The organism is Symploca atlantica LB2515 (genome assembly GCF_052546295.1).
Genome location: NZ_JBQWMT010000001.1, coordinates 4,633,789 through 4,646,121, shown reverse-complemented (window position 1 = coordinate 4,646,121; position 12,333 = coordinate 4,633,789). Strand labels below are relative to the sequence as shown.

Annotated in this window: 9 protein-coding genes; 5 read left to right on the top strand and 4 right to left on the bottom strand. The window is 45.7% G+C overall.

Features of this window, described 5'->3' with window-relative positions:
• Positions 1 to 2: 2 nt before the first annotated feature.
• A complete protein-coding gene (gene aroB / locus ACT7WV_RS19260) occupies positions 3 to 1,127 on the bottom strand; it encodes a 3-dehydroquinate synthase (protein WP_445104441.1) in 1,125 nt (374 codons plus the stop codon).
• A 93-nt stretch (positions 1,128 to 1,220) separates the two neighbouring features.
• On the opposite strand from aroB, the gene petL reads away from it, so the two are divergent.
• Entirely contained in the window at positions 1,221 to 1,316 is a 96-nt protein-coding gene (gene petL, locus ACT7WV_RS19255; RefSeq protein WP_463424187.1) for a cytochrome b6-f complex subunit PetL, read from the top strand.
• A gap of 122 nt (positions 1,317 to 1,438) precedes the next feature.
• Here petL and ACT7WV_RS19250 read toward each other — a convergent pair whose 3' ends face one another.
• From ACT7WV_RS19250 to ACT7WV_RS19240, 3 genes are all read right to left on the bottom strand, one after another.
• Positions 1,439 to 1,942 carry a hypothetical protein gene (locus ACT7WV_RS19250; protein WP_445104439.1) on the bottom strand — a complete coding sequence of 168 codons (504 nt, stop codon included), beginning with the start codon at positions 1,940 to 1,942 and terminating at the stop codon, positions 1,439 to 1,441.
• A 620-nt stretch (positions 1,943 to 2,562) separates the two neighbouring features.
• Complete coding sequence (locus tag ACT7WV_RS19245) at positions 2,563 to 2,916, bottom strand: hypothetical protein (RefSeq protein WP_445104438.1); 354 nt, start codon at positions 2,914 to 2,916, stop codon at positions 2,563 to 2,565.
• Between the two features lie 148 nt (positions 2,917 to 3,064).
• Positions 3,065 to 3,982, bottom strand: a complete 918-nt coding sequence (locus ACT7WV_RS19240) for a histone deacetylase family protein (protein WP_445104437.1) — start codon at positions 3,980 to 3,982, stop codon at positions 3,065 to 3,067.
• An 881-nt stretch (positions 3,983 to 4,863) separates the two neighbouring features.
• On the opposite strand from ACT7WV_RS19240, the gene gyrA reads away from it, so the two are divergent.
• From gyrA to ACT7WV_RS19220, 4 genes are all read left to right on the top strand, one after another.
• Positions 4,864 to 7,548, top strand: coding sequence for a DNA topoisomerase (ATP-hydrolyzing) subunit A (gyrA, locus tag ACT7WV_RS19235; RefSeq protein ID WP_445104436.1), 2,685 nt, complete (start codon positions 4,864 to 4,866; stop codon positions 7,546 to 7,548).
• Entirely contained in the window at positions 7,541 to 9,232 is a 1,692-nt protein-coding gene (gene lnt, locus ACT7WV_RS19230; protein ID WP_445104435.1) for an apolipoprotein N-acyltransferase, read from the top strand. Before gyrA ends, lnt begins: the two co-directional genes overlap by 8 nt.
• A 239-nt stretch (positions 9,233 to 9,471) precedes the next feature.
• Positions 9,472 to 9,951: a hypothetical protein gene (locus tag ACT7WV_RS19225; protein WP_445104434.1), complete on the top strand. Its 480-nt coding sequence runs from the start codon at positions 9,472 to 9,474 to the stop codon at positions 9,949 to 9,951.
• Between the two features lie 320 nt (positions 9,952 to 10,271).
• Positions 10,272 to 12,299, top strand: coding sequence for an FAD-dependent oxidoreductase (locus ACT7WV_RS19220; protein ID WP_445104433.1), 2,028 nt, complete (start codon positions 10,272 to 10,274; stop codon positions 12,297 to 12,299).
• The last annotated feature ends 34 nt before the right edge of the window (positions 12,300 to 12,333 follow it).

Sequence of the window (12,333 nt, the reverse complement as noted above, 5' to 3'; positions counted from 1 at the left end):
AATTAACTCTGCATTTGCTGCAAAACCTGCCTAATCACATCTGCTGGCACTTGATCTGTCACCGTGACTTCACCAATCTGGGTAGGCAGAACAAATCGCACCTTACCATCTTTGACTTTTTTATCCGTTTGCAATGCATCAATAATTGCTTCAATATCTAATCCACTGGGCAGTTGAGTAGGCAATCCCGTCTTCTCAATCAGAGCGTCTTGGCGCTGTGCTTCCTCTGAAGACCACATCTGGAGTTTTACTGCAATTTGACCAGCAGCTACCATACCAATTGCCACGGCTTCCCCATGATTAACTAACTTGTAGCCCGTCAAACTTTCTACTGCATGACCAATAGTATGGCCGTAGTTGAGAATTGCTCTTAAACCAGCTTCTTTCTCGTCCTGGCTAACTACATCAGCTTTAGACTGACAGGAGGCAGAGAGAATAAGAGACAAAAGCTTCTCATCTAGGTAGCGCATTTGGTCAAGACGCCGTGACTCTTCTAGCTTGGCAAATAACTGAGCATCCCAAATAATACCGTACTTGATTACTTCTGCCATTCCTGCCCGGAACTCTCGTGCTGGCAAAGTTTTTAATACCGAGGGGTCAATCAACACAAATCGCGGCTGATGAAAGGCACCAATCAAGTTTTTGCCTTGGGGATGATTAACCCCAGTTTTACCACCAATAGAAGCATCAACCATCGCCAACAAAGATGTCGGCACTTGTACAAAATTAATCCCCCTTAGCCAGGTAGCGGCAGCAAAACCAGTCATATCGCCAATAACTCCACCCCCCAAAGCAACCATGGTAGAGGAGCGTTCTAAGCGGTTTTGCAAAGCAGCATCGTAGATTTTTTGTAAAGATTTAAGAGTTTTATAGCGTTCACCAGCAGGAAGGGTGCGGCTAGATACATCGTATCCCACCAACTTCAAAGCAGCGATCGCTCGTTCCCCGTATCTGCGGAAAATCGCCGGATTAGAAACTAAGAGAACTTTCTTACCCAGTTTCAGACGACTCATCCAAACGCCCAAATCATCTAAGCCGCTAGCTGTGAGAGAAGTTTGACTATCCCGGTGTGCGATCGCAATCTCGTAAGATTGCTGCGGTACTTCAACACGAATAACAAACTGCATCGCCAAGCTCCTTTTTCCCAAGCAACTGTGGGCTGTATTCTATCCCACTAGATGGTTCAATGTACTTATGCGAGTTCTTGTGGAGAAATGTACATGTCTGGAGTAGTAGCTTACTTTTTAATCCTTGGTGGCGCAACAGGGGTTGCTCTGGGGCTGTTTTTTGGGCTGAAGGCTGTCAAGTTAATTTAACACTAATGCCGCCAGCAGTACTAATCTTAAATGCTGTTGGCGGTCTTCGTCTAAATTCAGATTAGGATTTTCAGTTCATTATTTTTTTGCAGAATCAAGCTATTTTTCTGGATTACCCTAATTTAGGCATTGTCCATATTAGCTTCTTGCAGATTTTTTTCTCGCCGCAAATCAAAATATCCACGAATTCTGCCCATTGTTTCTGGCAATACTCCCACCAATTGTTCAAGAATTTCATCAGGCAATTGCTCAATCAGTTGTGGCTCAAAATATTTATAGAGCAAAATCAAGAGCTTGTTAGCCCGCTCTAGTGGTACGTAGCTTTTCATCGCTTTTTGAGTGAATAAAATCCATTTTTGCCTCATCAGATAAGCTTTCTGGCGCTCGATGCGAGATTCTGGATAAACCAGAGATATTCTGCCAATAGCAATAATTTGACGGCAATCAAGATCGAAAGCACTGCCAACCGCAGCACCAGGTCCTGCTAGTTCTGCATGATGGCGATGGCAGATAATAATAGCACTCCCCAACAGTCCCTTAACTTTGAGTAATTGACCGCTTTGCAACCGACTAAGAATTTCTGTCGGTTGGCTTATTGGTCTACAAACAAGTGATTTGTTTGTCATATCAATCCCGTCATCTGGTCACTTTTCTTATTATTATTTATTTGTCCCAGATGGATAGTGATGGCTTAGTTTACTGAGATCTTAGCCAAGAAATAATATTATTTCTTACTTCAAAATGCGACTATTTAATAGTAATAACTCACCCTTAAGTAACTAGGCAAAATCAACCATAAGATGTTAGTCAATTAACTGAAATCTTCTCAACCTAGCAGGTGTTATTGCCATCATTAAGAATCAGTACCCGACGATTGGCTTGCATAGATGTTTAGGCATCCTTTTCTTTTTTGCCTTGGTTGCATTAAAACTCAGCAGTGGAAAAGGGGCTTTTTTTATTGTCTTTGTGGCGGAATATAGCACTAGTAAAGACTAAGGGCAAGGATTATCCACCCTTGCAAGATGATTCGCTTCTAAGACTTTACTTCCGATTTAATTTAACCTAATCTTTAGATGGTTGGTCTAGCAGTTATTACCCAGTAAAGGTTTCAGCCGCAGAATCGACATATTTCAAGGAAAAATATGGGGCTCCAGGGATTTGCCAAGGTGTGTAAATGAACCTCTGAAAATTTCCCTCAACCCCAGACAAGATAATGCTTTGTTTGATAACAGCCGAGTGTGGTCTACTACGCTACTTTTTTAACTCTAGGCATTATTAATAATTGACCATTGGCATCTACACTTAAGTCTCTTCCCGGCACACAACCTTGGGCAATTAAGTGCTTGTAGATGTTGATAGAAAAGATGCTGTGAATTTCTTGCATTACATCTGTAGGAATCAGATTTTCTATCGTCCAAACAACTGCCTCAGCGTCAAACTCTAGCAAACGCTCAATACTCACAAGCATCACACCTGCTAAACATCTTGGTGTTAGCTGAGTCTTTAGATGAGTAATGATATCTGACCCAATTTGACTATTACGGGTCATGATTGCCCTGATTACCTTGCTAGTTTCTCGCTCTAATTCTAGGGATTTCATACTTGGCTGCTGTTCTTCTTACTGGGGCTGGTGGTTCTGTAGCTTGACTAGAGACCCGCCGTTTTGCCAAGTATACCTAAAGATAGAAAAAAATATCTGTCTTAAGAGGGAGGCTAAATATTTTGTTTTGATGACTTCAGGGAACTCTCTAAGCTAAACAACTTTCAATTGTTGCCACTACCGATTTAGCAAGAGTACTTAAGTCATAACCACCTTCTAGACCAAAAACAATCCGACGAGTCAGCCCAAGGCAGTAATTCGTAAACAAGCCGTAATCTTCTGGCTGCAAGTTAATTCCCGCTAACGGATCATTAACATTAGCATCATATCCAGCGCTAACAATCAGTAAATCTGGCTGAAAATCTTGAAAAAACGGCATTACTTTCTGCTCAAACACTGGTTGATAATCAGCTAAAGTACTGCCTGGTGCCATAGGCAGATTGAGTACGTTATGGTGAAGACCCTGTTCTTGAGCTTTGCCAGTACCGGGATAGCAGGGAAACTGATGCAGTGAGCAGTAGACAATCCTGGCATCACTCTCTACGATGTATTGTGTGCCGTTGCCATGGTGAACATCCCAGTCTAGAATAGCGACCCTTTCAATACCTGGTTTTTCTAGGGCATAGTAGGCTGCGATCGCGGCGTTGGAAAAGAGGCAAAACCCCATGCCCGTGTTTCTTTCAGCATGGTGTCCCGGCGGACGTGCTAGAACAAAAGCTGGGTTGTTGGTTGCCAGAATGTGGTCAATACCATCGAACCAGGCACTCACTGCCAATAGAGCAATATCGTAGCTATGGGCGGAAATTGGTGTGTCACCGTCTAGCATGCCACCGCCACTACTGGCTATTTGCTTAACTAGATCAATATAAACCTGATCATGAACTTGTTGTAGCAGAGGCATTACTGGACGAATTGCCACTGGTGTTGGTAGCAGCCACTCAATTTTTTCTGCCCAAGGTGTCGCTTTTAATGCCTCTGCAATAGCGGTGAGACGGGCTGATCTTTCTGGGTGAAAACGGCCAGTTTCGTGCTTGAGAAATTCATCCGAGTAAATAATAGGGAACATAGTGCCAGCCTAGTTGAGGTTAATTGAGACTATCAATTAGATAATAGAAGTTCAACTATCTCTAGGGGCGAAAGCACTAAATGTTGCTCCCTTGGACTAAATGAGCAATGAGCCAGATGCCCACATTAAATAACCAATCAGGGCATTTTCATGCCCCGACTAATAACTGGTTCGCGGCTAATTGCGTCTCACCTCAAGCTATTTAAGTAGCTGAGGAATCACTAGATAGAAAAGAATGCCGAAGGCGATCAATGCTACGATTACTTCTATTGTCATTTTTGCTATCTCCTCTTAGTAGATGCACTTTTGATTGGCTTACTTTTGATTTCAAATCCGCAGGACGGTAGACGCCGTTTTTGGTTATTTTCTGACACTTGCCAAGTATCTCAGAAAATTGGAGCTCCTCACCTCATTTGCTTTATTCTTTTTAACCTGAGACTATTCGAGAAGTTTAGGAATCACTAGATAAAAAAGAATACCAAAGGCGATCAATGCCAGAATTGCTTCTACTGTCATAGTTCTGCTTTCTTCGAGTGTAAGTTTACTCGATGCACCCTTTTGCTCAGATAGAGGAAAATCTCTATCAGGCAAATTATTTGCTTTTTTACAATAACTCTTTGTATTTGGTACTCAGGCTATATATTAGCAGAGGCATCTAGGCGCTACCTGAGAGAACTTAGGTCGAGAATTAGCGCTCTAGAAAATTTCCGGATTTTTCCAGCACCTGAGGAGTGGCGGAGGAAAATTGGTAGTAAGAGAATTGTGCTAAAATTATAAAAAAACTTGCAAAATTTGGCAAATATTTGCCGCAAAAATGGTATCAAAAGCCATTTTTGCGCTTTTGTCTGCCAGATTCTTAATTTAATGGAGTTCTTCGTTCTATGAGTACCTCCCAGGAACGGATTGTACCGACTAATCTGCGGAACGAAATGTCTCGGTGCTACCTGGAATACGCGATGAGCGTTATTGTCGGTCGCGCCCTGCCAGATGCTAGGGACGGTCTCAAGCCAGTGCACAGGCGGATTCTCTATGCTATGCATGAGCTGGGTATGACGCCAGACCGACCGTTCCGGAAGTGTGCCCGTGTAGTGGGAGAAGTGCTGGGTAAATATCACCCTCACGGAGACACCGCAGTTTATGATGCCTTAGTGCGCATGGCTCAGGATTTCTCAATGAGATCTCCTTTAATCAACGGTCACGGTAACTTTGGTTCCGTTGATAACGATCCACCGGCAGCAATGCGTTACACAGAGTGTCGCTTGCAAACTATCTCCACAAACGCCCTGCTCAGAGATATTGAGTCAGAAACTGTCGATTTTATTGATAATTTCGACGGTTCCCAGCAAGAGCCGATTGTGTTGCCCGCGCGTATACCCCAACTACTACTCAACGGCTCATCGGGAATTGCCGTAGGTATGGCAACCAACATACCACCCCACAACCTAGGAGAGTTAATTGATGGCTTGGTAGCCCTGATTCACAATCCAGAAATTACAGATACCGAGTTAATGCTGTACATTCCTGGGCCAGACTTCCCTACTGGCGGGCAGATCTTGGGTAAATCTGGTATCAAAGAGGCCTACACCACTGGTCGCGGCTCAGTCACCATGAGGGGCATAGCGACAATTGAAACCATCGAACATCGGGGTCGTCCCGATAAAGAAGCAATCATTATCACACAGTTGCCTTACCAGACCAACAAGGCAGCCATGATTGAGAGAATTGCTGAGATGGTCAACGAAAAGCGCCTAGAGGGTATTAGTGATATCCGGGATGAGAGCGATCGCGATGGCATGCGAGTCGTTATTGAACTAAAGCGCGACGCTTACCCTCGTGTTGTACTCAATAACCTCTATAAGCAGACGCCCCTGCAAACAAATTTCGGGGCAAACATGCTGGCTTTAGTCAACAATGAACCGCAACTGCTAACGATCAAGCAGTTCTTGCACGTCTTCCTCGACTTCCGTATTGAGACAATTACTCGACGGACAAACTACGAACTACGCAAAGCTCAGGAGCGCGATTACCTACTCCAAGGACTTCTGGTTGCCCTCGACAACTTAGACGCCGTGATTACCCTAATTCGTGCTGCTGCCGATACTGTTACAGCACGAGAACAGCTAACCGAGCAATTAGGTTTGAATGAAACTCAAGCAGACGCTATTCTGCAAATGCAGCTACGACGCCTAACAGCCCTAGAAGCCGAGAAGATTCAAGCAGAACACGAAGATTTGCAAGTGAAAATTGCCGACTTGCAAGACATCCTGGCTAACAGAAGTCGCATCCTGGAAATCGTTGAAACTGAAGCTACTCAGATCAAAACCACCCACGCAACGCCCAGGCGTACAGAAATTCAACTGGGAGAAGGTGAACTAGTTGATATTGACCTAATCGCCAACGAGAAGGCAGTGATTTTGCTGACCGAGCAAGGGTATATCAAACGGATGCCAGTCAACGTCTTTAGTGCGCAAGCTAGAGCCACTCGTGGTAAGGCTGCTGCCCGCATCAAAGAGGATGACGGGGTTGAGCATTTCCTCACTTGCTGTGACCACGACAGTGTATTGTTCTTTAGCAATCGTGGCGTCGTTTACTGCCTGCCAGCCTACCAAATCCCTGCCGCTTCTCGCACGGCAAGAGGCATCCCGATTGTGCAGATGCTGCCAATTTCCCAGGCGGAAAAAATTACCTCGATTGTTCCAGTTTCTGAGTTCACCGAAAATGAATATCTAGTGATGTTGACCCGTCGAGGTTACATCAAAAAGACCACAATCGCCGCCTTTAGCAACATTCGAGCCAACGGGCTGATTGCAATTTCTCTAGGAGAAGGTGACGAACTCAGATGGGTACGGCGTGCTCGGGAAGAAGATAGTATCATCATCGGTTCCAGCCAAGGAATGGTGATCCACTTTAAAACAGACCACGACCAATTGCGTCCCCTTGGTCGCGCCACGCGAGGGGTTAAGGCAATGAAACTACGCCCCCAGGACGAATTAATCAGTATGGACATTTTGCCTAGTCAGGTCGTGGCTAGGATGGCAAGTGTTGATAGTGAAGCAGTAGAGGAGGATAGCCTCCTAGAAGCTGAGTCTGAGCAGGATTTGGAAGACCTCAATAGTGAGGAATTGGTCGATACAGTAGGTCAAGGGCCTTGGGTGCTAGTAGTAACCACGGGTGGCTATGGTAAGCGGGTGCCAGTCTCCCAGTTCCGGCTGCAAAATCGTGCTGGTATGGGATTGCGTGCTACTAAATTCCGCAAAATTGGTAAAGATCGTCTAGCAGCCTTACGAGTTGTCAATGAAGGCAATGAGCTGATGATAGTCACTACTAGAGGGATTATTATTCGCCAAGCAATTAATGCCATTTCGCATCAATCCAGAATGGCAACAGGAGTGAGGGTACAACGGCTAGACGATGACGATGCGATCGCCGCTGTTGCTTTGGTGCCTCTAACAGAGGAAGATCCGGCAGCAGAAAACGATCAAGTGGCAGAGGAAGATCAGGTAGTAGAGGAAGATCAGTTACAAGACCAAGTAGCAGAAGAAGAAACTTTGCAGGGTGATGCCTAAACGACCTTGGCAAGTCTTTCCTCTACTTTTGTCTCTCGGTGGCGGTATTCTCATGGGGTTGACCCCCGCGCCGCTGGAAGCCTGGCCCTTAGCATGGATTGCCCTGGTTCCTCTCTGGTTCTTCGTTGCTAAGAGCCAGGAGGTTCGTCAGTGTGCTATTTATGGTCTAATCTGGGGGATTGGCTACCACGGCTTGGCGCTATCTTGGATCACGGGCATTCACCCAATGGACTGGATGGGGGTGCCCTGGCTAGCTAGTATTGCGATCGCTGCTTTCTGTTGGGTTTTTATCGCCCTCTGGGGAGCTTTCTACGTCGCCATTTGGTCAGCAGCAATTAGCTTTTTTGAGAAGGCAAGGCTCAAAAGTAACAAGGTAAAGGAAACAGGAGAAAAAAGAGTTTTCTCTCTTGCCTTGTGGCGCGTTCTTATCGGCGTTGCCTTATGGTGCAGTTTGGAGGCACTCTGGAGTAAAGGGCCCCTGTATTGGACTTCCCTGTCCTACACTCAGAGTCCCCATAACCTGGTGGTTTTGCACCTTGGGCAACTTTCCGGCCCTTTGACTGTAACTGCGGCAATTGTCGCAGTCAACGGTTTAATTGCTGAAGCTTTGCTCAGTTACCAGCAAAGTAAGAGTGTCTACGGGTTGCAGGGGAGCAAGTTTCAGGTTGCAGGTGAGCAAAAATCATCGAAAGACAAGGGACGACTGACAACTAACAACTTGTCTCTCCGGAAAGCTCTACACAAACAAACTTTAGCCTTGATAGGTATAGCCACTGGACTATTTATTGTCTTGCACTTAGTCGGTTTTGGTCTCTATAGCCGTCCCTTGGTTGAGCCAACCGAGGCAGCACTTCGGGTAGGAATTATTCAAGGCAATATCCCTAATAGAATAAAACTTTTCTCTGAAGGTTGGCGTCGAGCACTTAGTGGTTATACCAAAGGCTACCGAACTTTAGCAGACCAGGGAGTTGAAGCTGTCCTAACGCCAGAAGGGGCTTTACCATTCCTCTGGTCTGAGCAGGTTAGAGTTAAGAGTCCCTTCTATTCAGCCATTGTGGACAAAGGTGTTGTGGCTTGGGTAGGAGGGTTTGGAGAGCAAGGGCAAAGCTACACGAATAGTTTATTTACAGTTACCGGAACTGGAGAGACATTCAGCCGTTATGACAAAGCTAAGTTAGTCCCTTTGGGGGAATATATTCCCTTTGAGCCAATTTTAGGCAAAATTGTTGACCGACTCTCACCTTTGGATGCCCACCAAGTTGCTGGTAAGCCCAACCAACTCTTTGATACGCCTTTTGGTCGAGCAATTGTCAGTATTTGTTACGAGTCAGCTTTCCCTCAGCATTTCCGCTATCAAGCTGCTGCTGGTGGTCAATTTATCCTTACCTCCTCCAACAACTCCCACTATAGTCAAACCATGCCTGCTCAGCACCACGCTCAAGATGTGATGCGGGCAATTGAAACAGACCGCTGGGCAGTGCGCGCCACAAATACCGGCTATTCTGGCATTGTAGACCCTCATGGCAAAACTATTTGGATTTCTGGAATTAATACTTACGAAATTCATGCCGCAACCATTTATCGGCGGCAAACTCAGACTTTGTATGTGCGTTGGGGTAATTGGCTGACACCAGTTTTATTGGCATGGGGAGCGATCACAGGACTCGTTTTTTACCGTAGATAATTATAGTCAAGCTGTTGCTGTTGTTGATGGGACTTCGGCATAACTAGAGCAAGAGAAAAGCAGTTAGCGTATATGTTAGGCTAACTGCTTTTCTCTTAGTGACCGACTCGACCAGATGGTTAACCAACAATTGGAACAACTTAAATAGGTGGCTCTTGTGGCATCTCCCAAATCAATGCCCCCCGTCATCAGTTACTATTGTTCATTGTTTGTGTATTTCACCGTAGGAGATTACTTCTATGGCTACGCCATTACCAGAAATTAAGATTGACGTGAATCAGACTATAGACCAGATATTGGGCAACATCAGCTTTAAAACAAAGTTTAATATCCTGGTAGTCAACAAAACGGGAAGTCTCCTACAACGCGTAGGAGCTCACAACGACTCAGGGAATTGGCCTGTTAGTGATATTGAAGCTAATGCCGCACAGCCAGTAGAATTTAAAGGGAATTCCATTACTAATTCTTTTTCCTTTGCTTCTAACTACAAAACAGCAGACGGAAAATATTTCCAATTCGTAGCTACTTGGCCGACGATAGGGTCGAGGAAAATTGGACTCGATGCCATAAATCAAAAGGGAAATGACCCTGCAAAGGCGGCTTGGAACAACACGAATGATAGTAATGATAAAGCTGCCAATAATGCTCCTTATGAAGCTCGTGCTTTCATTACAACCAAAGGCGATTCAGTAGTCTGGGTTTATGAAGTGAGCAAATAAGCCTAGTTATGGCTAATATCCAGAACTATGCAGGAATGCAGTAACTATGAGTATCGTCGCGTTTACCAATTAAAAAAACCGTGCAGCTAATCGACTCTTATCCGCCCATCTCAAGCACTGAAAACTGCAAAATTATCTAGATTTCCCCTCATAACAGGTTGGCTACACTAATCGGGCTATAGTCATAACGGTTCGGCAAAATCACCAACAATTCAATCAACTAATAACTCTTGAGAAAGAAAAGCTTGCGTAGAACATTTAGGCGGTGGTAGCGTCTTATAGCCAGCTAGATGCAGCAGTTAACTTTACCACTGCCACCTATGAAGCGATCTCTCGCAACGCTCACCTTGAGCCTAATTTCTCTAACCTCCCTTCCTCTCAGTACTCTTGCCGCACCACCGAGAACTCCAGACGAAACTGTAGAATGTGAAATCTTAATCGTTGGTGGTGGACTTGCTGGTGCTGCGGCTGCCTACGAGGGCGTGCTTGCAGGTAAAACTGTTTGCCTGACCGAAATTACCGACTGGGTAGGAGGACAAATTTCCTCTCAAGGAACCTCCGCACTCGACGAAAGACCAACTCAGCGGGAGCGCTTATTTTTCTCTCGCGGTTACCTAGAACTGCGCAAGCGAATTAAAGACAAATACGGCGAACTCAATCCGGGAGACTGCTGGGTGAGTGCATCCTGTTTTCTGCCCCGTGATGCCCACCAACTGCTGCTGGAGATGTTGCAAGATGCCGACAAACGCAGCAAAGGTACGCTCAAATGGTTTCCTTCCACCGTAGTTAAGGAACTAGAAATCAGTCCCGATGGCAAAGAGATTCAAGAAGTAATCGCAATTGAGCATGAACCGGCAGAGAATGCTCCTCCCCTCAACACTTTCACTCTGTCTCAAAATATTGAGGATTGGTATCGCTACGAAGATTCCTCCGGCTTTCAGAAAAAGATTCTCCGTTTCGTACCTCAAGACTCGGTTCAAGGTAATCTACCTAACTGGTATGTTATTGATGCCAGCGAAACTGGGGAAATCATTGCACTGGCTGATGTGCCTTACCGTGTAGGTATCGATCCTCGTTCCTACTTAGAACCTTCTGCATCTAGTACTACTGGTGACCCTTATTGTACTCAAGGCTTCACCTACACCTTTGCTATGGAGCAAACGAAGGAACCTCAAGTCCATGAAATGCCCTCGTTTTATCCTCAGTACGAACCCTACTATAGCTACGAGTTAGAGAGATTAGCAGACTTTGATCTGGTATTCACCTATCGGCGCATTTGGAGTCCCAAGACTGGCGAACAGGAAAAATTTGGAGGCATTGGTTTTACTGCTCCTACGCCAGGAGATATTTCTATGCAAAATTGGACTTGGGGTAACGACTATCGTCCAGGCACTTCTCAAGATAACCTGGTTTACACACGTAATCAGCTCACCGCTACTGGTCAGCTATCCCCTGGCGGCTGGATGGGCGGCTTGCGGACGGACAGCTTAGCCAGGGCTGAGGAACACGCGCTTGGTTATTTCTACTGGCTCGTACAGGGAACTACTGACTCCCAACTTGGTGATAATGTTAAGCAGCCGCAACCCAATAACCGTTATGTCTCTGGGCTAGATTCTCCCATGGGAACTGTACATGGCTTGTCCAAGTATCCCTATATGCGTGAAGGGAGGCGGATCATCGGACGCCCCTCTTTTGGCTATCCCCAAGGCTTTACCATCTGGGAAGTTGACATTGCCCGTCGTGATTACAGCAACGATTATTACCAACAGAGGCTCCCAGAGGATGCCTATCGTAGCTTGTGGACAACCTTAGCAGGACCAGGAGCAGTATCTGTAATTCAAAAAGATCTACCGCCAGCAGAAGTAACCAGGCGCACTCGCTCAACAATCTATCCTGATGCTGTTGGCATTGGGCATTATGCGATTGACTTTCACCCTTGTATGACGCTCTCTCCACCAGAAACACCTGGTAATACTGAGCGTGAAGGCGAGCGAATACCGCTAGAAATCCAAGATTGGGCCCTGGCTTATCCCTTCCAAATTCCTCTGCGGGCAATGATTCCCCAGAAAATTGATAACCTTTTGGTAGCGGGAAAAAGTATTGCTACTAGTCATGTCGCCGCAGCTGCCTATCGAGTGCATTCCTTTGAATGGTCCTCTGGTGTAGCGGTGGGTACTACAGCAGCTTTTGCTCTAGAACAAGGTGTCGCGCCTTATCAATTGGTTGATGGTATCCGCTTAGAAGAACCAAAATTACAAGCTCTCAGGCAACGGCTGGAAAAAAATGGCAACCCCACCGCTTTTCCCAATACCTCTATTTTCAATGAATCCTGGGAGGGTTGGAAGTAGTAATTCGTTCCCAGAGGATTTTATGGGCTTTCTT